The following is a 22,613-nucleotide window of genomic DNA, read 5'->3' on the forward strand; positions in this document are numbered from 1 at the left end:
CAGTGGACCTGCGCGAGCCACGCCCGCGCAGGTCATTTGCCGGCTCAGCGGCCGGTGAACTTCGGTGCGCGCTTGGCGTGGAAGGCCTCGACGCCCTCGCGGAAATCGTCGGACTGGCGCAGGCGGCTGTAGCAATGCCCTTCCAGCTCGATCGCGATCGCCAGCGTCGAATCCTCGGTATCGTTGAGCAGCTTCTTGGCGGTGCGCTGGGCGATCGGCGAGAAGGAGCGCAATTCGTCGACGAGCCGGTCGGTCGCAGCCTCGAGCTCGCCATCCGGCACGCATTCGGTGGCGATGCCCCAGTCGAGCGCCTGCTTGCCCGAGATACGCTTGGAGCGCATCACGATGTCCTTGGTCCGGGTGATGCCGACGATCTTCTGCAGGCGGGCCGAGCCGCCCGAGCCGGGGATCTGCCCGAGCTTCTGCTCCGGCAGGGCGTATTGGCAGGTCTCCGAGACGATGCGGAAATCGCAGGCGAGCGAGATCTCGAAGCCGACGCCGAAGGTGTAGCCGCGGTTGGCGACGATCACCGGCTTGGAGCAGCGCGCCGGGGCGGCGATGTTCCAGGCGAGCTTGGAGACATGCTCCGGCGAAGCCTCCAGGAAGCCCTTGATATAGCCGCCGGAGGAGAAGTGCTCGCCCACCGCGCGCAGCACGATGATGCGCACGCGATCGTCTTCGTCGAGCGCCTCGAACACCTTGCGCAGCTGATCGCGCTGGGCCATCGCCACCGTGTTCATCGGCGGCCGGTCGAGGATGATGTCGGCGCGTTCGCGGGCGGGATCGATCTCGACGCGGAAACCGTCGAGACCGGTGAGGCTGGCGTGGATCGGGGTGACTGCGTTCATGGCTGTAGCTCTCGATTGCAGGGTTGGGATCATTCGGCGGCGAGATCGGGTCGCTCGGGCTCGTAGTCGCCGGCAACGAGCTGGCGGCGCAGCAGCTTGCCGACCGGCGATTTCGGGATCGCCTTGACGAACTCGTAGCGGCGCGGGCGCTTGAAATTGGCGAGGCCGGAGATCTTGCAGTGCCGGTCGAGTGCCTCGGCCGTCACAGCCGAGGCACGCTGTACGAAGGCGACGACGATCTTGCCCCAGCGCTCGTCCGGCAGGCCGACCACGGCGACTTCCGACACGGCCGGGTGCAGCGACAGACAGCTCTCGATGTCGACCGGCGAGACGTTCTCGCCGCCGGTGATGATCATGTCGTCGACGCGGCCGGTGACAAAGAGATCGCCGTCCTCGTCGAAATAACCGGTGTCGCCGGTGAAGTACCAACCGTCGCGCAGCGACTTGGCGTCGGCCTCCGGCCGGCGCCAATAACCCTCGAAGGCCTCGTCGCTGGCGGCGAGCGCGACGATCTCGCCCTCCTCGCCGGGTCGGGCCAGCTCAGCAGCCGAAGCCGCGCCAAGCCGGACCACGCGGATGAGCTGGTTGAGCCCGGCCTTGCCGGCGCAGCCCGGCTTCGCCGCGGCGTTCTGGTCGATGGTGAAGGTATAGATCTCCGACGAGCCGTAATGATTGACGAACAGCTCGGGCTTGAACGCCTCGGTCAGTTTACCGAGCAGCCCGTCGGTCATCGGCGCACCGGCGAAGCCGAGCTTGCGAACCGAGGAGACGTCGCTCCCGGCAAAGCGCTGGTGGTGAACAACGTCGTGGTAGAGCGTCGGCACGAGATAGAGATTGCTGACGCGCTCGGCCTCGATCAGCTCCAGCGCCCGTGCCGCATCGAAGCGCGGCAGGCAGACGAACGTGCCGCCGATCAGCGACATCGCCAGCAGCGAGCGCACTCCCATCGTGTGATAGAACGGCATCACGCCGAGCGTGCATTCGCCGCTGCCGTAGAGGTTCTGCGCGACATGGGCGAGCGCGGCCATGCGCTCGGCCCGGTGCCGCCGCGGCACACCCTTCGGCTTGGCCGTGGTGCCGGAGGTGTAGAGCATCAGCGACCAGTCTTCGGCCGAAGCGCGAGGCGTCGCGGTCGGCGCCTCCTTGGCGATCATCTCGCCGAAGCTGAAGTCTGCAGGGCCGGCATCGCTGCCGACCGCGATCCGCGGCAGGTTTGCGGCGAGCGCGCTCTCGGCCATGGCGGCGGCGGAGACGGCCTCGAAGGCGATCGCCCTGGCGCCGGCATTCTCCAGCACGAAATCGATCTCGTCCGGCTTCGCCCGCCAGTTGATCGGCGTCATGATCAGCCCGGCGAACTGGCAGGCCCAGTGCAGGCTCGCCGCTTCCCAGCGGTTCTGCATGATGGTGACGAAATGGTCGCCGGGCTTGAGCCCGATGCCGTCGAAGGCGGCGACGAGCGAGGAGATCCGCGCCAGCCATTGCGCATAGCTCAGGCGGACCTCGCCATCGACGATGGCGAGTGCGTCGGGAGTGCGGGCCACGCTGGCGGTGAAGCTGGTCCCGAGGTCAAACATCGAGGGTTTCCGCGGCGGTGGACTGAGATGCCTGGCGCAGCAGGGCAGCGGCCTCGCGCGCGGCGGCGATGATCGGGGTGTAGCCGGTGCAGCGGCAGAGATGCCCGCCGACAACCTCGCGCAGCTCCCGCTCACTCGGCTCCGGCTGCTCGCGCAGGAAGGCGTCGAGCGAAATCAGGATGCCGGCGGTGCAGAAGCCGCACTGCAATGCGTGGTGACGCCGGAAGGCGGCCTGCAGCACCGAAAGGCGATCCTGCGCCGGCGCCAAGCCCTCGACCGTGGTAACCTCCCGGCCTTCGAGCTGGACGGCGAGCGTCAGGCAGGCGCGGGCCGGCGCCCCGTCGATCAGGATGGTGCAGGCGCCGCAGACGCCGTGCTCGCAGCCGACATGGGTGCCGGTCGCGCCGAGGCCGTAACGCAGCGCGTCGGTCGCGAGCAGGCGTGGCTCGGCCTCGACCGCGACGGGCTTGCCGTTCAGCGTGAAGCCGACGCGGTGGCGGGTGGCGGCGCTCAGGCGAGGCATCTGCCGGCCTCCTCGATCGTGCGGCGGCCGAGCGTGCGGACGAGGTCGCGGCGCAGCCTGGCGCTGGCGTGCAGGTCCTCGCGGGCGTCGAGCTCCCAGGCGAAGGCGTTGAGCGCGTCGTCGAGCGCGGAACCCTCCAGGCGCGGCCAGCTCCGGCGCTCAGGCTTGTCGGCGACACCGGCGACCGCGAGATGAATCTGCCCGGCCTCGACCATCGCCGCACAGCCGACGATGGCGAAGTCGCCATGCCGGCGCGCCACCTCCTCGAAGGCATAGCTGGTGCCGGGCCGGGCAGCCGGAAAGGCCACGGCCTCGATCAGCTCGTCATCGGCCTTCTGCGTCACCATCATGCCGGAGAAGAAGTCGGCCGCCTTGAGCACCCGGCGCTTGCGGCGCGAGCGCAGGCGGATCTCACCATCGAGCGCGACCAGGCAGAGCGGGATTTCGGCGCTGGGATCGGCATGCGCGGCCGAGCCGCAGACCGTTCCGCGCGCCCGGGTCTGGTAGTGACCGAGCCAAGGCAAGGCGGCAGCCAGCAGCGGCTGTTCGCTCGCCAAGCCGGGCCGCTGCAACAGCGCCGCCTGCCGAACGCCGCCCGGCACCACGATCATCCCGCCCTCGCGCCGGACCTCACCGAGCCCGGCGACGCCCATGATGTCGACGAGCAGAGCGGGCTTGGCGAGGCGCATGTTCAGCATCGGCAATAGCGACTGGCCGCCGGCGATGATGCGCGCCTCGGAGCCATGCTCGGCGAGCGCCGCCAGCGCCTCGTCGAGGCTGCCGGCGCGCAGATAGTCGAAGGGCGCGGGCTTCATGCGCGCCTCCCGAACAGGCGGGCGAGCAGGCCGGGTCTGCCCGGCGACGCCTTGCGCGCCAGCGCCGCGAAGAACTGGCCGATGATCGCCTTGGCCGCACCGTCGAGCAGGCGCCCGCCGATCGCCGCGACCTTGCCGCCGACCGCTGCCTCATAGGCATAGGCGATCACGGTGCCACCTTTGCCGTCCGGCGTCAGCGTCACGCGGCCGAAGCCGCCACCGGTGCCGAGCGCACCGGAGAGCGAGCCGGTCAATGTCGCGGCCTGGGGCTCATCGAGGTCTTCGAGCCTGATTTCGGCCTTGTAGCGTCCCTTCACCGGGCCGACACCGAGGGTGACGTCGGCCTTGAAATGCGTCTCGGAGAGCTTCTGCACGCCATGGCAGCCGGGAATGATCGAGGCCAGCGTGTCGACGTCGAGCAGCATCGCCCAGATCGCCTCGGGCGCGGCGCGAACCCTGGCCTCGCCTTCGCCGCGCAGGCTGCGGTCGCCCGGCCTGGCGGCAGGCGCTGCGGCGCGGCTCGTCGCCGGCCGGGTCGGTTCGGGTTCGGCGGCGAGTGCCGCAAGCCTGGCGGGTGTCAGCGGCAGGGCGATGTCGGAGACCCCGAGCGCATCAGCGACCGCATTTGCCAGGCAGGCCGGCGTCGACATGCAATTGCCCTCGCCGACACCCTTGGTGCCGAGCGGCGTGAAGGGCGAGGGCGTCTCGATGTGCAGGATCTCGATATCCGGCGTCTCGGTCGCGGTCGGCAGCAGGTAGTCGGCGAAGGTGCCGGTCAGGAAGGCGCCGTCCTCGGCATAGGCGAGCTCCTCGTAGAAGGTCGCGCCGAGAGCCTGGGCGAAGCCTCCGCGGATCTGGCCCTCGACCATGCCGGGATGCAGCACGGTGCCGCAATCATGCATGGTGACGTAGCGGTCGATCCGGACCTTGCCGCTGCTCGGATCGACCTCGACGCCGGCCATGTCGAAGATGAAGCCATGGCAGAGCGAGGAGTTGATCTCGTCGCCCTCGCTCGGCGCAGTGAGCTGCGGCGGCGTCCAGAAGGCGGTCTCGCGGATCGTCTGGTCGACGCCATCGGGCAACAGCGCCGGCGACCAATGGCAGAGCGCCGCGATCCGGCCGAACGGGATGGTCTTGTCCGGATTTCCCTTGGCGAAGACCGCGCCGCCGGCAAAGCCGATCTGCCCGGGCTCGGCCTTGAGCTGGTCCGCAGCGATCAAGGCGAGCTTGTCGCGCAGGCGGGTCGCGGCGAGATGGGCGGCGCCGGCCACCGCCGCGGCAAAGCGGCTGGAATAGTTGCCGGAGGCGATCGACCAGGCGTCCTTGCCGGTGTCGAGATCGGCGACGACCCTGATGTCGCGATGCGGCAGGCCGAAGATGTCGGCGACGACCTGCGCCAGCACTGTGCGATGGCCCTGGCCCTGCGGCGTCGAGGCGACATGGACGCTGACCGAGCCGACCGGATCGATCGAGACAGTCGCCGTCGCCTGCGCGCCGTTCTTCGGGCCGGCCTTGCGCCGCTCCTCGGCGGTCAGCACGGTGGTGATGTAGCCCATATTGGAGACGCTGGGCTCGACCACCGCGGCAAAGCCGATGCCGTAGCGCCTGCCGGCGGCGCGCGCTGCGTCGCGGCGCTGTTCGAGCTCGGCGAGGCGGCCGGCAACGGCCTGCTCGACCGCCGTCTGGTAGTTGCCGGAATCGTAGAGCGCGCCGGTCGCGGTGCGATAGGGAAAGGCGCCGGCCGGGATCAGGTTCCGGCGGATGACGTCGAGCGGATCGAGCCGCAATTCGACGGCGATGCGCTGCATCAGCCGCTCCAGCGCGAAATAGACCTGCGGGCCGCCGAAGCCACGCACCAGCCCGGTCGGCGCCTTGTTGGTCAGGACGACGCGGTTGCGCATCGCGACATGCCGAATGTCGTAGGCGCCGGTCATGTTGCCGTGCATCCGGTAGAGCGTCGCGGGCTCCGGGGCGCGCGGATAGGCGCCGCAATCCTCGATCTGGTCCCAGTCGAGCGCGCTGATCCGCCCCTCGCTGGAGACGGCCGCCTTGAGCGTGGTGACGCGGTTGGTCGCCGCCACCGCCGCACCGAGATGCTCGAGCCGGTCCTCGATCCATTTCACCGGCCGCCCGGCGATCCGCGCGGCGACCCCGATCAGGACGGCATAGGGCGCGACGCCCTGCTTGACGCCGAAGCTGCCGCCGGAGTCTGGCGGCATCCGTAAACGCAGGCGATTGCCGGGCACCTTCAGCGCGCGCGCCAGCACGGTGTGGATGCTGAACGGGCCCTGGAAATTGGCGAGGATGTCGTAGACGTCCTCATGCGGATCGTACTCGGCGACGACGCCGAAGGTCTCCATCGGCGAGCCGGTATTGCGCGGATAGGCGATGCTGACCGAGACAATGCGGGCGGCAGCAGTGAAGGCCGCTGCAGGCTCGCCATAGCGGAAGCGCCGGTCGCTGACGAGGTTCGCGCCGGCCTTCTCGTGCAGGACGGGCGCGCTCTCGCTCATGCTGGCGACGGGATCGACGACCGCCTTCAGCGGCCGGTAGGTTACCTCGATCGCGTCGAGCGCATCCTCGGCGAGATAGCGGTTCTCAGCCACCGCGATCGCGACCGGTTCGCCGACATAACGCACGCGCTCGACGGCCATCGGCCAGTTCTCGGCGGCGATCTTCAGCCCGGCGACCATCGGCGTGGTCAGCTTGGCAAGGTCGCGGCCGGTGACGATCGCCACCACGCCCGGCAGCGTGGCGGCGGCTGCGATCTCGATCGAGAGGATGTCGGCATGGGCGTGCGGCGAGCGCAGGATCGCGGCGTGCAGCGTGCCCGGCCTGGTGCCGAGATCATCGATAAAGCGCCCGCGACCGGTCAGCAGGGCGGCGTCCTCGACGCGCTCCACGGACTGACCCGTCCACGAAATGGTTTCAGCCTTCACCAGCGTTCGGCTCCCATGAGGCGCTCTTACGGAGGCGCCTCATGGGAAGGTTCGGTCATCAGCCGGCTGGGTTCGATCCCGCCCAGTCTCGCGACTTACCGAATAGTCTCAAATTCGAAGGATCGGCCCGATCAGACCACTATCGGCCGAGGCGCGCCACGTTGCGGAACTCGCTCGGCGCCACCGAGCAATGGTCGCGGAAGAAGCGGGTGAAGTGGGCGGGCGCGCTGAAGCCGAGCCGGTCGCCGATCGCGCTGAAGCTCTCGTCGCCATCGACGACGGCGCCGACCGCAAGCTCGACCTTCAGCACATTGAGGAAGACATGCGGCGTCACGCCGGTCGAAGTCTCGAACATCCGGAAGAAATGCGCCCGTGACAGGCCGGCCTCGCTCGCCAGCCGCTCGATCGAGAGCGGCGCGGCCGGGTCGGAGCGCATCAGCGAAATCGCCCGGCGCACCCGGAAGTCGACCGCGCTCGAACGCGCGATCTCGCGCAAGGAGGCACCGATCGAGCGCCAGGGCGTGAAGCGCTCGATCACCGCGATCATCAGTTCCGAGAGCAGCTCCTCCTGCCGACGACTGGCGCCGGGTTCGTGCACCATCTCGGCGGCGAGATCGAGCGCGGTCTGGCGGATATGGGCGCTGACTTCGCCGGCCGAGTGCTCGAAGAATCCGGGCGAGCCGCTCGCCGCCCAGTTCGGCCGGAAGCTGCGCAGCCAGTCCGGTTCGATATAGAGCGCCAGGATCAGAGCGTTCTTGCGCGAGGGATCGTGGACATAGGCATGCGTCTCCCAAGCATTGACCAGCACTGCGAGATCGTCGGTCAGCGGGGCGACATGGTCCCCGACCAGAAACTGCGTGTCGTCGCCGTCGACCTTGAGCAGGACATGGCAATGCGGGTGCGCGTGCCGGACGAGGCTGCGATCCATGTCGAGCAGCGCCACCCGGCCGAAAGCTCCGTGCGCGATGCGCAGGGCATCCGACATGCCGTTTCCTCACCCGGTCTCGTGTTGTCAGGGCGGCCAGCCGCCAAGGTAAGGATATTGGACGGCGACCCGCCCTCTTTCAAGGCAGGCCGGGCCGACCGCTTTGTCGCGGGTGGCGCAGGCGTCAGACCCAGCCGCCGTCGACGACATAATGCTGGTTGGTGCAGGCGCCTGCTTCCTCCGAGGCGAAGAACAGGGTCGCGCGGGCGATGTCCTCGGGCACCAGCCGGCGCTTCAGGCATTGGCGGCGCATCAGCTCGGCCTCGCTCTCCGGCGTCAGCCACAGATCGATCTGGCGTTGCGTCATGATCCAGCCCGGCGCGATCGCGTTGACGCGGATATTGTGCTCGCCGAAATCGCGCGCCAGCGAGCGCGTCAGCCCGAGCACGGCCGATTTCGCCGCCGTATAAGCCGGCATGCCGCCCTGGCCGATCATCCAGGAGGTTGAGCCGAAATTGACGATCGCGCCGCCCTTCCGCGCGATCATGTCGGGCAGCACCGCCTGCGCGGCAAAGAACTGGTGCTTCAGGTTCACCGCCATGCGTTCGTCCCAGAATTCGGGTGTGACTTCGAGCGCATCATGGCGCTGGTCGTGCGCGGCGTTGTTGATGAGGATGTCGACCGGTCCGAGCGCCGCGCGGATCGCGGCGATCGCCTGGCGCAGCGCCGTGATGTCGGTCAGGTCGGCGCGCTCGAAATGCACGTTTCCCCCGCCGGCGGCGAGCTCGGCCGCGATGGCGTGGGACTCCGCCTCCTTCAGGTCGATGAAGCCGACCTTCGCGCCTTGCCGGACAAAGGCACGCACGATCGCCTCGCCGATCCCCGAGCCACCGCCCGTGACCAGCGCTACCTTGCCCTCGAGATCCGGATAAATCGCACCCGCCAAGACCGCCTCCCTCGTCATCGCCACGCATAAGCTACGGCGTCCGGATTTGACTAGCATCAGAATTTGAGTTGCGCACCTCAAATTCTGAGGTTACGGTTCGAGCCGTCAACGGCCCGTCAGCGGCCGAAACCCGGGAGGACCCTCATGGCTCGTTTCAAAGGCCTGTTTGTCGGCGCCGTTGCCCTCGCCTTCAGCGCAGGCGCGGCCGTCGCCCAGACCACGGTCAAATGGCTGCACATCGAGGCCAACCCGGTCGTGGTGAAGATCTGGGACGAGGTCGCGCGCGAGTTCGAGGCGAAGAATCCCGGCGTGAAGGTCGAGATGCAGTATCTCGAGAACGAGGCCTACAAGGCCAAGGCACCGACGCTGCTGCAATCCAGGGACCGGCCGCACATCATCTTCAGCTGGGCTGGAGGCGTGCTGAAGTCGCAGGTCGAGGCCGGCGTCCTCGAGGACATCACCGCGGCCATGCAGGGCTACAAGGACAATCTCTCCGCGAGCGCGGTCGACGCCTTCACGGTCGACGGCAAGATCTACGGCGTGCCCTATGGCGTCTCGCAGGTCGGCTTCATGGCCAACAAGGACCTGCTGGCGAAGGCCGGCATCGATGCCGGCAAGATCGCGACCTATGACGACCTGCTCGACGCGGTGAAGAAGCTCAAGGCCGCCGGCGTCACGCCACTCGCGGTCGGGGGCGCCGACAAATGGCCGGTCCACTTCTACTGGACCAATCTGGCCGTGCGCCTCGGCGGCAAGGCGGCGATGCAGGCGGCGCTGAAGGGGCAGGATGGCGGCTTCGAGGGCGAGACCTTCCAGAAGTCGGGCGAGCTCTTCAAGCAGCTCGTCGATCTCCAGCCCTTCCAGAACGGCTTCCTCGGCTTCAAGAGCCAGCAGGCGATCGGCCATTTCGGCGACGGCAAGGCGGCGATGCTGCTCGCCATCTCCAGCTTCTACCACACCCAGAAGGTCTTCGCGGTCGACAAGACCGGCGTGCCCGACGACAAGCTCGCCTGGATCAACTTCCCGACCGTCCCCGGCGGCAAGGGCCTGCCGAGCGACACGCTGGGCGGCATCAATGGCTGGCTCGTCACCAAGGGCGCACCGAAGGAAGCGGTCGCCTTCCTGAAATACTTCGTCAGCGCCGAACCGCAGAAGCGCCTCGCTGCCGGCAACTTCGTCGTGCCGGTCTACAAGGGCGCGGAGGCCGGGCTCGGCAGCGCCTTCATGCGCAACATCGCCCAGAACATCGCCAACTCCAGCTATCACCAGAACTTCTACGACCAGGATCTCGGGCCCTCCGTCGGTCGCGTCGTCAACGACGCGACCACCGAGATCGCCGCCGGCACCATGACGCCGAAACAGGCGGCCAAGGCGATCCAGGACGCCTTCCGCCAGGGCAACTGACGAGAAGCGACGAGCCGGGGGCGCGACACGCATCCCCAGCCGACCCAAGCATCGAGCGGCGGGCACGTCCCGCCGGCCGCCCCCTCCTGCCCGCTCATCATCGCGCGAGGTGATCATGGCTGCCTACGCCGGGCGCAGAGGTGCCGATATCGGCAAGCTCTCGACCATCCTGCTCTTCCTGCCGCCGGCGCTGCTGCTGTTCACGCTGTTCGTGGTGCTGCCGGTCGGCGAGGCCGCCTGGTATTCCGGCTTCAACTGGAACGGCTTCGGCAGGCCGACCAACTGGATCGGCCTCGACAACTACCGCTTCGTCTTCGACAACCGCGCCTTCGGCACCGCCTTCAAGAACAACCTGCTGATCATCGTCGTCTCGCTGGTGATCCAGCTGCCGCTGGCGCTCTCGCTCGCGATCATCCTGGCCGACCGCTTCCGCGGCGCGGTGGCGCTGCGGATGGTGTTCTTCCTGCCCTATATCCTGGCGGAGATCGCCACCGGCCTGATCTTCAGCTTCGTCTATGATGGCGATTACGGCCTGCTGGCGGCGATCTACAAGGGCTTCGGGGCAGAGGCGCCGCATCTCCTAGCCAGCCCGCAGACCGCCTTCGCCGCCATCCTCATCGTCGTGGTGTGGAAGTATTTCGGCTTCCACATGATGCTGTTCATCGCGGCGCTGCAGACCATCGACCGCTCCATGCTGGAGGCGGCCAGGATCGACGGCGCCAGCCGCTGGCAGAGCCTGCGCTATGTCGTCATCCCCTCTCTGGCGCCGACCATCCGCCTCTCGGTCTTCTTCGCCATCGTCGGCTCGCTGCAGCTCTTCGACTTGGTGATGCCGCTGACGCGCGGCGGGCCGTCGGACTCCTCCCACACCATGGTGAGCTTTCTCTACACCTTCGGGATCACGCGCATGCGCGTCGGCTTCGGCAGCGCCGTCGGCGTCATCCTGTTCCTGATCTGCGTGGTGTTCGCCTTCACCTACAAGCGTTGGATCATGCGTGATGAGTGAGCCGACCTCCACCGCCGCCTTCAGCGACGACGGTTTCAGCCCCGCCGCGGTCGGCAAGGCGCTCTATCTCCTCGCCGTCGTCCTGTTCGTGATGACGCCGCTGGTCGCGACGGTCCTCGGCGGCTTCAAGTCGCTCGGCGAACTGCGCGTCAACCCGTTCGGCCTGCCCAGCGTCTGGGAGTGGAGCAACTACGCCGATATCCTGCTCTCGAAGCGCTATTGGCAGCTGCTCAGCAACTCCTTCGTCATCGCCACGCTGACCGTGGTGCTGACGCTGATCTGCGCCTCCATGGCCGCCTTCGTCTTCGCCCATCTGCACTTCTTCGGCCGCGACATGCTGCTGAACTATCTGACGATGGGCCTGCTCTTCCCGGCCGCCACCGCGATCCTGCCGATATTCATCAAGGTCCGTGATCTCGGCCTGCTCGACAGCCATCTCGGCGTCGTCCTGCCCCAGGTCGCCTTCGCGCTGGCGATGAGCATCCTCCTGCTGCGGCGCTTCTTCAAGGATCTGCCGACCGAGCTCTTGGAGGCCGCGCTCGTCGACGGCTGCTCCTATCCGAAATTCTTCCGCTACGTGACCTTGCCGCTGTCGCGGCCGATCCTGGCAACGGTCGGCACCATCACCTTCGTGCACAGCTGGAACGCCTATCTGATCCCGCTGGTGATGCTGAATAGCGACCGCCTCTATCCTTGGCCGCTCGGCATCATGGTCTACCAGGGCGAATACTCGACCGAGTGGCACCTGATCCTCGCCTTCATCACCCTCACCATCCTGCCCACCATCATCCTCTTCCTCTTCGCCCAGAAGCACATCGTCGCCGGCCTGACCGCCGGCGCGGTGAAGGGCTGAGCATCCGGCTATCAAGGAGCGTTCCATGCGAAAGATCGGCGTCGGCATCATCGGATGCGGCAACATCTCGACGAAATACATGACGGCGATGCAGCAGTTCTCGACCATCGAGCTGCGTGCCGTCGCCGACATGCGCACCGCCCCAGCAGAAGCGCGCGGCGCCGAGTTCGGCGTGCCGGCGATGCGGGTCGACCAGCTCCTCAAGCGCGACGATGTTGAGATCATCGTCAACCTGACCGTGCCGCTGGCCCATACCGATGTCAGCCTCGCGGCGCTGCGAGCCGGCAAGCACGTCCATTCCGAGAAGCCGCTCGGCGTCAACGTCGCCGAAGCCCGCAAGGTGATGGACCTCGCGCAGGAAAAGGGCCTGCGTGTCGGCTCGGCACCCGATACCTTCCTCGGCGGCGGCCACCAGACCGCCCGCAAGCTCATCGACGACGGCGCCATCGGCAAGGCCGTCGCCGGCAACGCCTTCTTCGGCTGCCCCGGCCATGAGCGCTGGCACCCGGCGCCGGGCTTCTACTATCTGCGTGGCGGCGGCCCGATGCTCGACATGGGCCCCTACTACATCACCGACCTCGTCAACCTGCTGGGGCCGATCGCCTCCGTCGTCGGTTTCGCGACGCGGCCCAAGGCCGAGCGCCTCGTCACCAGCCAGCCGATGAACGGCACGCTGATCCCGGTCGAGGTCGCGACCCATGTCACCGGCGTGCTCGAATTCGTCTCCGGCGCGGTCGTCTCGATCACGATGAGCTTCGACGTGCCCAAGCACCGCCACAGCCCGATCGAGATCTACGGCTCGGAGGGCAGCCTGTCCGTGCCCGATCCGAACCGCTTCGGCGGCGAGGTCCTGGTCGCCAAGGCCGGCGGGGACTGGGAGGCGCAAGCGCTCAGCCACGGCAACAGCGAGGGCGAATTCCGCTCGATCGGGGTCGCCGACATGGCGGCGGGCCTGATCTCCGGCCGGCCGCACCGGGCCAGCGGTGCGCTCGCGCTGCATGTGCTCGAAGCGATGGAAGCCTTCCAGACCGCCTCCGACGAAGGACGGCGCGTCACGCTTGCAACCACGGTCGAGCGACCGGCCATGCTGCCGCCTGGCCTGCCCACCGGCACTCTGGATTGAATGGGGATCGACATGACAAGGACTGCGCTGATCGTCTGGGGCGGCTGGAGCGGCCATGACCCCGACCTCTGCAGCTCGATGATCCGGGGCTGGCTGAAGGCGGAGGGTTTCGACGTGCGCGTCGAGACCGCGACCTCCGTCTTCCTCGATCCTGCGATCCGCGACTACTCGCTGATCGTGCCGATCTACACGATGTCGAAGATCGAGAAGCCGGAGGCCGCTGCCCTGTGCGAGGCGATTGCCGGCGGCGTCGGCCTCGCCGGCCATCATGGCGGCATGGGCGACGCCTTCCGCGACGCGGTCGACTACCAGTTCATGTGTGGCGGCCAGTGGGTGGCCCACCCCGGCGGCATCATCGACTACACCGTCGACATCACACGGCCCGATGATCCGCTGATGCAGGGCATCGCCAGCTTCGAGCACCGCTCGGAGCAGTATTACATGCATGTCGACCCGGCCAATGAGGTGCTGGCGACCACGACCTTCACCGGCGAGCACGCGCCCTGGATCGACGGGGTGGTGATGCCGGTGGTCTGGCGCAAGCGTTACGGCAAGGGGCGGGTGTTCTATTCCTCACTCGGCCACCGCGCCTATGAGCTCGACGTGCCCGAGATCCGCACGATCATGACGCGCGGGCTGCTTTGGGCCGCACGCTGATACCTGGTGGCCGGGTTCGCCTGAACGGCTGGACTTGAGCCCCCCGGAAATGCAAGGCCTGCGCTGCCGGTAAGGCTGGAAGCCGACCCCGTAGCGCAGATGCGAGGAGAGGTCGTGGAGGACGCGGTGGATCGAAGCCGGATCCAGATCAGGAGAGCGACGCTGGAAGACGTGGCGCGCGAGGCCGGGGTCTCGCTCGCTACGGCCGACCGGGTCGTGAACCAGCGCGACGGGGTCCGGGCCAAGACCGTCGAAAGCGTCAGGCGCGCGATCGCCAAGCTCGACTACCGGGCCAACCCGGCCGCGGCCCGGCTGGCGCGCGGCCAGTCCTTCCGCTTCGCCTTCATCCTGCCCTCCAGCACCAACGCCTTCATGGCCGGGCTGATGCAGCAGGTGCGCCGGATCTCGGATTGGCTCGAACCGCAGAACGCCTTCGTCGACATCCTGCAGCTCGACGTCTTTGATTCCGAGGCGCTGGCGAGCGGGCTTGCCGGCCTGGCCGACCATTTCCATGGCGTCGCCACGGTGGCGCTCGACCATCCCAAGGTCCGCGCCGCTATCGACGACCTCGTCGCGCGCGGCGTTGCCGTGGTGACGCTGGTCTCGGACGCTCCGACCTCCCGCCGCGCCCATTATGTCGGCATCGACAATCCGGCGGCGGGGCGCACCAGCGCCTCGCTGATGGGCCGTTTCCTCGGCGGCCGCAGCGGCAAGGTCGGCGTCATCCTCGGCTCGATGTCGCTACGCGACCATGTCGAGCGGCTCTACGGCTTCCAGCAGGTGCTCTCCGGCGACTATCCCGGCCTCAACCTGCTGCCGGTGCTGGAGGGGCGCGACCAGAGCGAGCGCAACAAGGCGGCGGTGGCCGATCTCCTCGCGTCGCATCCTGACCTGATCGGGCTCTACAATATCGGCGCCGGCAACGAAGGCATCGTCGCGGCGCTGGAAACCGCCGGCCGGCCGCTCGTCTTCATCGCGCATGAGCTGACCGAGGCGACGCGGCGCGGCCTTTTGTCGGGCACTGTCGCGGCCGTGATCAACCAGGACCCCGGCCACGAGGCGCGCTCGGCCGCGCGCCTGATGATGGCGGAGGTCACCGGCGAGCCGATCCTGCTCGACCAGGAACGCATCCGCATCGAGATCTTCCTGCGCGACAATATGAGCTGAGGCGACGCCGCCTCAGCTCCGCGCGTGGATGCTCTTCCAGATCGCGAGGGGTGTCGCCGGCATGTCGAGATGGCGCACGCCATGCGGCGCGAGCGCATCGACCACCGCATTCATCACCGAGGGCAGCGAGCCCGCGCAGCCAGCCTCGCCGCAGCCCTTGGCGCCGACCCGGTTGGTCGCGGTCGGGACGCCCCGGCTGGCGAAGGAGAAGAACGGCACGTCCGCCGCGCGCGGCATCGCATAGTCCATGAAGGAACCGGTCATGAGCTGGCCGGCCTCGTCATAGACGGTCATCTCGTAGAGCGCCTGGCCGATCCCCTGGACGACGCCGCCATGCAATTGCCCCTCGACGATCAGGGGGTTCACCACGGTGCCGAAATCGTTGACCATGACGTAGCTGGCGATCTCGACCTGCCCCGTCTCAGGGTCGATCTCGACCTCGGCGATGTGGCAGCCATTGGGATAGGCCGAGGGCGCCGCCTTGAAGACATGGTCGACGTCGAGGCTCTGGGGCAGGTCGGAAGGCAGGGGCGCACCCGTCCGCAGGGTCTCGGCGAGCTGCATGATGCCGATGGCGCGGTCGGTTCCCGCGATCCGGAACTGGCCGGCCGCGAATTCGATGTCGGCAGCGGCGGCCTCCAGGACGTGAGCGGCGAGCAGCTTGCCCTTCTCGATGACGAGTTCGCTCGCCTCGATGATCGCCGAGCCGCTCGCCATCACCGATTTCGAACCGCCGGTGCCGCCGCCGGCGATCAGGCGGTCGCTGTCGCCCTGGAACAGGCGGATACTGTCGAAGGGAACGCCGAGCTGGCTCGACAGGATCTGGGCGAAAGGCGTCCAGTGGCCCTGCCCGTAATCGAGCGTCCCGGTAACGATGGTGACGCTGCCATCGGGCTCGAAATGCAGGCCGCCCATCTCATTGGTCGGCGGTGCGGTCACTTCAAGATAGCAGCCGATACCGCGACCACGTAGCTTGCCGGCCTTGCGGCTCTGCCGCTGCCGCGCCGCATAGCCCTTCCAATCGGCGGCTTCGAGCGCCTGCGCGAACAGGGCCGGGAAATCGCCGCTGTCATAGACGGTGCCGATCGGCGTCGTCCAAGGCAGCTGCCCAAGCTTGACCAGGTTGCGCCGCCGGAGCTCGGCGCTGTCAATCCCCATCTCGCGGGCGGCGGTGTCGATCAGCCGCTCCATGAAATAATTGCCCTCGGGCCGCCCGGCACCGCGATAGGCGCCGATCGGCGGGGTATTGGTCACGGCGCATTTCGCGAGAACCTCGACCAGCGGCGTGCGGTACATGCCGACGCTGTTCTTACCGATATTCAAGCTCGCCATCATCGGCCCGACCGGCGAGAGATAACCGCCCATATTGCCGATGCCGGTGAAGCGCGTCGCCAGGAAGCGGCCGCGCGCATCGAGCGCGAGCTCAGCCTCGAACACCATGTCGCGGCCGTGATGGTCGGCGACGAAGCTCTCCGAGCGCTGGTCGGTCCATTTCACCGGCTTCTTCAGCAGGCGCGCCGCGTGCAGCAGCGCGACATGCTCGGGGAAGACCGAGGCCTTCATGCCGAAGGAGCCGCCGACATGGCCGGTGACCAGCCGCATCTTCGTAGCCGGGACGCCCATCGCCGCGGCGAGGTTGTTGCGCAGGCCGAAGACGCCCTGGCTCGGCGCGTGCAGCGTGTAGCGGCCGGCCTTGCGATCATAGCTCGCGATCGCCGAGCGCGGCTCGATCGGGTTGACCACGACGCGGTTGTTGACGATCCGCAGCCGGGCGACATGGGCCGCCCCGGCGAAGGCGGCGGCGACCTTCTGCGCATCGCCGGACTGGTAATCGAGGACGAGATTGCCCGGCACCTCGTCATAGAGAAGCGGCGCGCCGGGGGCGAGCGCCTCCTCCCCAGAGGTAACGGCGGGCAGGATATCGATGTCGAGCCCGACCGCCTCGGCGGCGTCCCGTGCCTGCACCGCCGTGCGGGCGACGACGACAGCTACGGGATCGCCGGCGAAGCGGACCTTGCCGGCCGCCAGCGCCATGCGGACCGGCTTGCGGATCGGCGTCCCGTCGCGATTGGGCAAGTCGATCTGGCATCGCAGCGGGCCATAGCCCTGCCCTTCCAGATCGGCGGCCGTATAGATCGCCACCACGCCTTTCATCGCCTTGGCGGCCGAGGTGTCGATGCCGTTGAGCAGGCCATGCGCATGCGGGCTGCGGACGAAGGCGGCGTAGAGCTGTCCCTCCAGCGACAGATCGTCGGTGTAGCGCCCCTCGCCACGCACCAGGATCGGGTCCTCCTTGCGTGGCACCGGCTGGCCGATTCCGAACGATGCCGAGGAAAGCTCGGCAGGAGCTGCGCGCATGTTCATGACGAGGCACCACGATGGGATGTTGGGCCGATCGACGAGCGATCCCGCTGCAGAGGGCAGAGCGGCTTGCCTGTCCGATTGTCACATGAAAAGCGGCGGGGTTGTCAAACCCTCCGGGCGGCAGAAGGCCGTCGTGGCAGGCAACCCTGCCATGCGCGACGGGCGAACGGCGCTCAGCCGGCGATCTCCGGCCCGTCCAGGCATTCTTCCAGCTGCCGGAGCAAACTCTGCAGTTCGGCGAGGCGCTCGCTGCCATAGCGCCCGGTGATCTCGCGGTAGATCACTTCAGATTCGGTGCCCGCCTGCTCGATCAGCGCGAGCCCCTGGGGCGAGATCGAGACGATGCCGCGCCGCAGGTCCGATTTCGACGTCCGGCGCAGGATGAGGCCGCGCTCGTCGAGGTCTTTCAGGATGCGCGATAGGCTGGGTGGCAGCAGGAAGGTCGCCTCGGCCAGCTCGGTCACTTCGAAGCTCTCGCCCGAGGTCAGCGCCCGCAGCACGCGCCATTGCTGCTCGGTGATGCCGAAGCGCCTAAGGCTCGCCCGGAAATGGCGCATCACCGCCTCGCGCGCCCTGAGCAGCGACATCGGCAGCGATTTCGAGAAATGCCGGATGCGGATGCGGGCTGCGGCCGTGTCGGAGTCGTGCGGCATCGATCGGGGCTTGCCTTGCATTGGTCCAGACATGGAAACTCCCGAGCCGAAGCGGCGCGAGCCCGGCATCGCGGCGGCGCCGCTTCTGCCTCAGGCTACCACCTTCTCCGGAATGCCGCGCCGCTTCAAATACTCGCGATAATTGCTGGTCTTGAAATTCAGCGCCTCGTCGGCCTCTTCCATCTGCACGGAGAGGCCGAGCGGGCGGGCGGCCGAGACGGGCGCGAGCAGTGCCTTCGCCGCCTCGAAGACGCGGGCGGCCGCCACCTTCTTCTCCTCCTCCGACCGCCCCTTGGCGATGCGCAGCAGCACATGCACGAAGGCGTTGTCGGGATGGCCGTCGACGATCAGGTAGTTGGCGACCGGGACGCCGCGCGTGCGGGCTCCGGCGAAGGGGAACACCGTCCCGTCGCCGATGAACGCATCCTGTACCGTCTTGAGCAGGACGGGGACATCGACGCTGGCTTCGAGATTGCTGGAATATTCGACCCAGATGTGAGGCATGGCGGCGTTTCCGTGGTCTTCAGCGCAGGGAGGCGATGGCGGCCGTGACGCCGCAGCCGGGAGACGGAACCTTGTGGCCGAGGGCCGTCAGGCTCAGTTCGAGATAGTGCAGGTCGGTCAGGATGTCGGCCTCGCTGATCTGCCCCATCGTGCCGATCCGGACGACCCGGCCACTCAGCTTGTTGCGGGCGCCGGCGATGACGGTGTTGTAGGTCTCGTACATGTGCTTGACGATCGCCCCGCCGGTGAGCGGCTCGGGCACGGAGGCGACGACAACGGTGCGCGAAGCCGCTGCGGGATCGCCGAAAGCCGGCAGGCCGAGCGCGACGCAGCCGGCGCGCAAGGCATCCGAGAGCCGCTTGTGGCGCGCGAAGACCTGCTCCAGCCCCTCCTCATGGATCGCCCTCAGGGCTTCCTGCATGCCGAACAGCAGCGAGACCGGGCAGGTGAAGGCGGTCTCGTGCTTGTCGACGGTGGCGAGTGCCTTGCGCATGTCGAGATAGAAGCGCGGGCAGCGATCGTCGCGCTCGATCACCTTGCGCGCCTTGTCGCTGACGCTGGCGAAGCCGAGGCCGGGCGGGCACATCAACGCCTTCTGCGAACCGGTGACGATGATGTCGACGCCCCATTCGTCCTGCCGCAACTCCATGCCGGCAAGCCCGCTCACGGAATCGACGAGGAAGAGCGTGTCGCGATCGCGCAGCAGCGCACCGATCGCGGCAAGGTCGGTCACCGCGCCGGTAGAGCTCTCATTGTGGACCGTGATCACCGCACGGTAGTTCGCAGTCTCCAGCTTGGCCGCGACCACCGCCGGATCCGGCGCCCAGCCCCATTCGCTTTCGATGACGTCGACCTCGGCGCCGAGCGCGCGGGCGATCTGGGCGTAGCGGTCGCCGAACTGGCCATGCGCCAGCGCCAGCACCTTCTCGCCGGGAGCGAGCACGTTGACGAGGCTCGCCTCCATCACGCCCGTTCCGGAGGCGCCGAAGGTCAGCACCGGCACCGTCGTGCCGAACAATGGCTGGATCAGGCGCTGGATCTCCTCGAGGACCACGCGCATCTCGGGGCCACGATGGTTGATGATCGGGCGGGCCGTGGCCTGGCGGATGCGCTCGGGAATCGAGATCGGGCCGGGAAGGCGCAGGCGATAGGGATAGGGGCTGGTGGGCGACGTCGTCACAGGAGGAAGCTCCGGGAGGCTGGGCTTGGCAGAGTTGGCATAATGCCGGTCAGTGGATGACCTGCTGGATGAACTGGCGGGCGCGCTCGGTGCGCGGCGCTGAGAAGAAGCTGTCGGGCGTGCCGATCTCGGCGATGGCGCCATCGGCCATGAAGACGACGCGGTCGGCCACGGCGCGGGCGAAGCCCATCTCATGCGTGACGCAGATCATGGTCATGCCGGTGCCGGCGAGCTCGATCATCACGTCGAGCACCTCCTTGACCATTTCCGGGTCGAGCGCCGAGGTCGGCTCGTCGAACAGCATCACCTGCGGTTCCATCGCCAGCGCGCGGGCGATCGCGACGCGCTGCTGCTGGCCGCCGGAGAGCTGGTTGGGGAACTTGCGGGCCTGGTGCCCGATATGGACGCGCTCCAGCAGCTCCATGGCGTGCGCCTCGGCGGCGGCGCGCGGCGCGCGCTTCAGCTTGATCGGCCCGAGCGTCAGATTGTCGAGGATCGACAGATGCGGGAACAGGTTAAAGTTCTGGAAGACCATGCCGACGCGCTGGCGGATCGCCTCGATCCTGTCGTCGTCCTGCGCGACAGGCTCGCCCGCGACGGTGATCACGCCCTGCTCATAGGCTTCGAGGCCGTTGATGCAGCGGATCATCGTCGATTTTCCCGAGCCCGAGGGCCCGCAGACGACGATGCGCTCGCCGGGCTTCACGTCGAGATCGATGTCCCTGAGCACATGGAACTGCGAGTACCATTTGTTGACGCCGGCGAGCCGGATGAGAGGGTTTTCCATGGCGTGATGACCCGGTGCGTTCAGGAGCGCTCGGCGCGAGCGAAGCCGGCTTCGATGGCGCGGCTGTAGCAGGACAGGCCGAAGCTCATCAGCCAGAAGACCAGGCCGACGATGAAGTAGCCCTCGGCCTGGGATCCCGCCCAAAGCGGGTCCGAGACGCCGGCCGAGACGATGTTGAGCAGGTCGAACAGCCCGACCACCATGACGAGCGTGGTGTTCTTCAGGAGCGAGATCGTGGTGTTCACCACGCCAGGCACGACCTTGCGGACCGCCTGCGGCAGGATGATGTGCAGCATGGTGCGCCAGTAGCCGAAACCGATCGCCATCGCCGCCTCGTACTGGCCCTTCGGCAGCGCCTGCAGGCCGCCGCGCACCACCTCGGCCATATAGGCGGCCTCGTAGAAGATGATGCCGACGACCGCGAGCGCCAGCGGGTCCGGCTTCGTGCCCGAGGGCAGGAAGAAGGGCAGCATCACGATCGCCATGAACAGCACGGTCAGGAACGGCACGCCGCGACAGAACTCGATGAAGCCGATGCAGAACCAGCGGATCAGCGGCATGCGGCTGCTCCGCCCGAGCGCGAAGAGCACGCCGAAGGGCAGCGAGAAGGTGATCCCGGAGACCGCGAGGATCAGCGTCAACAGCAGCCCGCCCCATTGGTCGCTCGGGACGATCGCCAGGCCGCCGAAGCCGCCATGCAGCAGCAGGAAGGTCGCAAGCGGCAACCCGACCATCATGAAGACAGCGGCATGGCGCTTGCCCGGCAGGCGCGGCACCATCAACCAGGCAAGGCCGATGACCAGCAGCGCGAAGGCGATGTTGGCCCGCCAGCGCTCCGCCGGCGGATAGAAGCCGTAGATGAATTGCGAGGCCTTGGCCGTGACGAAGGCCCAGCAGGCTCCCGTGCCGGTGCAGTCGGCGCGGCTGGCGCCGGACCAGGTCGCGTCAAAGAGAGCCCAGGGTACGATCGCCCAAGCGATGCCCCCAAGCACCGCCGCCACAGCGAAGGACAGCACGGCATCGCGCCAGGAGGCGAAGATGCGCCGGCGCAGCCAGGACAACACGCGGCCGAGCGGAGCGTTCGTGCCCCTGGATGAAGGCCGGGCGCGTCCGGCCGGAAGGGTGGCTGCGTCCGTCACCGCTCGACGATCCTGGTCATGTGGTTGAACAGGTTGATCAGCGCGCCGATCAGCAGGCTGATCGCGAGATAGACCGCCATGGTCATGGTCACGATCTCGATGGCCCGCCCGGTCTGGTTGATGCTGATCCCGGTGAAGACGCCGACGAGATCGGGATAGCCGATCGCGACCGCGAGCGAGGAGCCCTTGAGGATGTTGAGATACTGGTTCGACAGCGGCGGCAGCAGCACGCGGGTCGCCTGCGGGATGACGACGAAGCGCAGCGTCTGCCACCAGCCGAAGCCAATCGCCGCAGCCGCCTCGCGCTGGCCCGTGTTGACGGATTCGATGCTCGCGCGGACGAGTTCGCCGATGAAGGCGGCGTTGTAGATCGCCATGGCGATCACCAGCGCCGACAATTCCGGCACCAGCACCCAGCCACCGGCGAAGTTGAAGCCCTTGAGCTGCGGCAGCGAGACCCCGAGCTGGGCGCCGCTGAGGCCGACGGCCAGGCCCGGCACGAGGAGGAGCACGGCCAGCGATGGCAGCCAGGCATTGACGCCGCGGCCGCTGCGTTCGGCATAACCAGTCAGGCTGCGGAAGAGCGCGAGCGCCGCGATCACGGCGACCAAAATCGCAATGGCGAGCAGGCCAGGACGGTCGGTGGTCAAGGCTGGGACGAGGATACCGCGATTGGAGAGATAGACGGCGTCGCCGAGATTCACGGCGGCGCGCGGAGCCGGCAGCGCTCGCAGGGCGACATTGTAGAGGATCAGGATGTGCAGCAGCTGCGGCAGGTTGCGCACGATCTCGACATAGATCCGCGCCGCCCGGGACATCGCCCAGTTGCCGGAGAGCTGGGCGATGCCGACGCCGAAGCCGAGCACGGTCGAGAACAGGATCGCCAGCACCGTGACCAGCAAGGTGTTGGTGATGCCGATCAGGAAGACGCGCCAGTAATTGTCGCTGGCCGTATAAGGAATGAGATGGAAGGCGATCTCGAAGCCCGCTTCCCGCCAGAGGAAATCGAAGCCAAGCTTGAGGCCGCGCGCCGCGAGATTGTCCTGCAGGTTCCCGACGGCGACGAAGGCTAGGGCGGCGAGCGCCGCGACCAGCAGCCCCTGATAGAGCCAGCCCATGACGCGCCGGCGTCCGAAGAGCGGGCGTCTGATCGGCAGGATGGCGGCGGGCGTAGAGGTCATCGGTCCTGGCGTCGGCAACTCATGG

Annotated in this window: 20 protein-coding genes; 6 read left to right on the forward strand and 14 right to left on the reverse strand. The window is 67.8% G+C overall.

The window, feature by feature from the left end; genetic code table 11:
* Positions 1 to 44: 44 nt before the first annotated feature.
* The 7 genes from GV161_RS08210 to GV161_RS08240 all read right to left on the reverse strand — a co-directional run bounded on the left by GV161_RS08210 (position 45) and on the right by GV161_RS08240 (position 8,588).
* Positions 45 to 848, reverse strand: coding sequence for an enoyl-CoA hydratase-related protein (locus tag GV161_RS08210; protein ID WP_152015176.1), 804 nt, complete (start codon positions 846 to 848; stop codon positions 45 to 47).
* A 29-nt stretch (positions 849 to 877) separates the two neighbouring features.
* The gene (locus GV161_RS08215) at positions 878 to 2,422 is read right to left on the reverse strand and encodes an AMP-binding protein (protein WP_152015175.1); all 1,545 of its coding nucleotides are present in this window, start codon (positions 2,420 to 2,422) and stop codon (positions 878 to 880) included.
* Positions 2,415 to 2,945 (reverse strand): (2Fe-2S)-binding protein, encoded by a 531-nt coding sequence (locus tag GV161_RS08220; protein ID WP_152015174.1) that lies wholly within the window; start codon positions 2,943 to 2,945, stop codon positions 2,415 to 2,417. Before GV161_RS08220 ends, GV161_RS08215 begins: the two co-directional genes overlap by 8 nt.
* Complete coding sequence (locus GV161_RS08225; protein WP_152015173.1) at positions 2,933 to 3,760, reverse strand: FAD binding domain-containing protein; 828 nt, start codon at positions 3,758 to 3,760, stop codon at positions 2,933 to 2,935. The genes GV161_RS08220 and GV161_RS08225 overlap by 13 nt, the downstream gene beginning before the upstream one ends.
* Positions 3,757 to 6,699, reverse strand: coding sequence for a molybdopterin cofactor-binding domain-containing protein (locus GV161_RS08230; RefSeq protein WP_152015172.1), 2,943 nt, complete (start codon positions 6,697 to 6,699; stop codon positions 3,757 to 3,759). The genes GV161_RS08225 and GV161_RS08230 overlap by 4 nt, the downstream gene beginning before the upstream one ends.
* Positions 6,700 to 6,838: 139 nt before the next feature.
* Positions 6,839 to 7,684 (reverse strand): AraC family transcriptional regulator, encoded by an 846-nt coding sequence (locus GV161_RS08235; protein WP_152015171.1) that lies wholly within the window; start codon positions 7,682 to 7,684, stop codon positions 6,839 to 6,841.
* A gap of 124 nt (positions 7,685 to 7,808) precedes the next feature.
* A complete protein-coding gene (locus GV161_RS08240; protein WP_152016202.1) occupies positions 7,809 to 8,588 on the reverse strand; it encodes an SDR family oxidoreductase in 780 nt (259 codons plus the stop codon).
* Between the two features lie 126 nt (positions 8,589 to 8,714).
* Between GV161_RS08240 and GV161_RS08245 the strand changes: the two genes are divergently transcribed.
* The 6 genes from GV161_RS08245 (at position 8,715) to GV161_RS08270 (ending at position 14,780) form a co-directional block, all read left to right on the forward strand.
* On the forward strand, positions 8,715 to 9,974 hold the full coding sequence (locus tag GV161_RS08245; protein ID WP_152015170.1) for an extracellular solute-binding protein: 1,260 nt from the start codon (positions 8,715 to 8,717) through the stop codon (positions 9,972 to 9,974).
* Positions 9,975 to 10,089: 115 nt separating this feature from the next.
* Entirely contained in the window at positions 10,090 to 10,980 is an 891-nt protein-coding gene (locus GV161_RS08250) for a sugar ABC transporter permease (RefSeq protein WP_152015169.1), read from the forward strand.
* On the forward strand, positions 10,973 to 11,833 hold the full coding sequence (locus tag GV161_RS08255; RefSeq protein WP_152015168.1) for a carbohydrate ABC transporter permease: 861 nt from the start codon (positions 10,973 to 10,975) through the stop codon (positions 11,831 to 11,833). The genes GV161_RS08250 and GV161_RS08255 overlap by 8 nt, the downstream gene beginning before the upstream one ends.
* 25 nt (positions 11,834 to 11,858) lie before the next feature.
* Entirely contained in the window at positions 11,859 to 12,956 is a 1,098-nt protein-coding gene (locus GV161_RS08260) for a Gfo/Idh/MocA family oxidoreductase (protein WP_152015167.1), read from the forward strand.
* 12 nt (positions 12,957 to 12,968) lie between these two features.
* Positions 12,969 to 13,613, forward strand: coding sequence for a ThuA domain-containing protein (locus GV161_RS08265; protein ID WP_152015166.1), 645 nt, complete (start codon positions 12,969 to 12,971; stop codon positions 13,611 to 13,613).
* A 126-nt stretch (positions 13,614 to 13,739) separates the two neighbouring features.
* A complete protein-coding gene (locus GV161_RS08270; RefSeq protein WP_244624130.1) occupies positions 13,740 to 14,780 on the forward strand; it encodes a LacI family DNA-binding transcriptional regulator in 1,041 nt (346 codons plus the stop codon).
* 12 nt (positions 14,781 to 14,792) lie between these two features.
* Here GV161_RS08270 and GV161_RS08275 read toward each other — a convergent pair whose 3' ends face one another.
* The 7 genes from GV161_RS08275 to GV161_RS08305 all read right to left on the reverse strand — a co-directional run bounded on the left by GV161_RS08275 (position 14,793) and on the right by GV161_RS08305 (position 22,588).
* On the reverse strand, positions 14,793 to 17,144 hold the full coding sequence (locus GV161_RS08275; RefSeq protein ID WP_201302999.1) for a xanthine dehydrogenase family protein molybdopterin-binding subunit: 2,352 nt from the start codon (positions 17,142 to 17,144) through the stop codon (positions 14,793 to 14,795).
* Positions 17,145 to 17,317: 173 nt separating this feature from the next.
* Positions 17,318 to 17,797, reverse strand: a complete 480-nt coding sequence (gene hpaR / locus GV161_RS08280; protein ID WP_244624129.1) for a homoprotocatechuate degradation operon regulator HpaR — start codon at positions 17,795 to 17,797, stop codon at positions 17,318 to 17,320.
* A gap of 90 nt (positions 17,798 to 17,887) precedes the next feature.
* Positions 17,888 to 18,301: a 5-carboxymethyl-2-hydroxymuconate Delta-isomerase gene (locus tag GV161_RS08285; protein WP_152015164.1), complete on the reverse strand. Its 414-nt coding sequence runs from the start codon at positions 18,299 to 18,301 to the stop codon at positions 17,888 to 17,890.
* 19 nt (positions 18,302 to 18,320) lie between these two features.
* Complete coding sequence (locus GV161_RS08290) at positions 18,321 to 19,481, reverse strand: alanine--glyoxylate aminotransferase family protein (protein ID WP_159650193.1); 1,161 nt, start codon at positions 19,479 to 19,481, stop codon at positions 18,321 to 18,323.
* A 49-nt stretch (positions 19,482 to 19,530) separates the two neighbouring features.
* On the reverse strand, positions 19,531 to 20,268 hold the full coding sequence (locus GV161_RS08295; RefSeq protein ID WP_152015162.1) for an amino acid ABC transporter ATP-binding protein: 738 nt from the start codon (positions 20,266 to 20,268) through the stop codon (positions 19,531 to 19,533).
* A gap of 20 nt (positions 20,269 to 20,288) precedes the next feature.
* Positions 20,289 to 21,407: an amino acid ABC transporter permease gene (locus GV161_RS08300; protein WP_152015161.1), complete on the reverse strand. Its 1,119-nt coding sequence runs from the start codon at positions 21,405 to 21,407 to the stop codon at positions 20,289 to 20,291.
* Positions 21,404 to 22,588 carry an ABC transporter permease subunit gene (locus GV161_RS08305; protein ID WP_152015160.1) on the reverse strand — a complete coding sequence of 395 codons (1,185 nt, stop codon included), beginning with the start codon at positions 22,586 to 22,588 and terminating at the stop codon, positions 21,404 to 21,406. Before GV161_RS08305 ends, GV161_RS08300 begins: the two co-directional genes overlap by 4 nt.
* Positions 22,589 to 22,613 lie beyond the last annotated feature (25 nt).

The sequence above is a fragment of the Bosea sp. 29B genome (assembly GCF_902506165.1).
In the GTDB taxonomy this organism is placed as follows: Bacteria; Pseudomonadota; Alphaproteobacteria; order Rhizobiales; family Beijerinckiaceae; genus Allobosea.

Bases quoted from the DNA above. Each gene is read 5' to 3' on its own strand.
- GV161_RS08275 (WP_201302999.1), bottom strand. From the start codon at position 17,144: ATGAACATGCGCGCAGCTCCTGCCGAGCTTTCCTCGGCATCGTTCGGA.
- GV161_RS08260 (WP_152015167.1), top strand. From the start codon at position 11,859: ATGCGAAAGATCGGCGTCGGCATCATCGGATGCGGCAACATCTCGACG.
- GV161_RS08220 (WP_152015174.1), bottom strand. From the start codon at position 2,945: ATGCCTCGCCTGAGCGCCGCCACCCGCCACCGCGTCGGCTTCACGCTG.
- GV161_RS08225 (WP_152015173.1), bottom strand. From the start codon at position 3,760: ATGAAGCCCGCGCCCTTCGACTATCTGCGCGCCGGCAGCCTCGACGAG.
- GV161_RS08240 (WP_152016202.1), bottom strand. From the start codon at position 8,588: ATGACGAGGGAGGCGGTCTTGGCGGGTGCGATTTATCCGGATCTCGAG.
- GV161_RS08245 (WP_152015170.1), top strand. From the start codon at position 8,715: ATGGCTCGTTTCAAAGGCCTGTTTGTCGGCGCCGTTGCCCTCGCCTTC.
- GV161_RS08305 (WP_152015160.1), bottom strand. From the start codon at position 22,588: ATGACCTCTACGCCCGCCGCCATCCTGCCGATCAGACGCCCGCTCTTC.
- GV161_RS08210 (WP_152015176.1), bottom strand. From the start codon at position 848: ATGAACGCAGTCACCCCGATCCACGCCAGCCTCACCGGTCTCGACGGT.
- GV161_RS08250 (WP_152015169.1), top strand. From the start codon at position 10,090: ATGGCTGCCTACGCCGGGCGCAGAGGTGCCGATATCGGCAAGCTCTCG.
- GV161_RS08295 (WP_152015162.1), bottom strand. From the start codon at position 20,268: ATGGAAAACCCTCTCATCCGGCTCGCCGGCGTCAACAAATGGTACTCG.
- GV161_RS08255 (WP_152015168.1), top strand. From the start codon at position 10,973: ATGAGTGAGCCGACCTCCACCGCCGCCTTCAGCGACGACGGTTTCAGC.
- GV161_RS08235 (WP_152015171.1), bottom strand. From the start codon at position 7,684: ATGTCGGATGCCCTGCGCATCGCGCACGGAGCTTTCGGCCGGGTGGCG.
- GV161_RS08265 (WP_152015166.1), top strand. From the start codon at position 12,969: ATGACAAGGACTGCGCTGATCGTCTGGGGCGGCTGGAGCGGCCATGAC.
- GV161_RS08285 (WP_152015164.1), bottom strand. From the start codon at position 18,301: ATGCCTCACATCTGGGTCGAATATTCCAGCAATCTCGAAGCCAGCGTC.
- GV161_RS08215 (WP_152015175.1), bottom strand. From the start codon at position 2,422: ATGTTTGACCTCGGGACCAGCTTCACCGCCAGCGTGGCCCGCACTCCC.
- hpaR (WP_244624129.1), bottom strand. From the start codon at position 17,797: ATGCCGCACGACTCCGACACGGCCGCAGCCCGCATCCGCATCCGGCAT.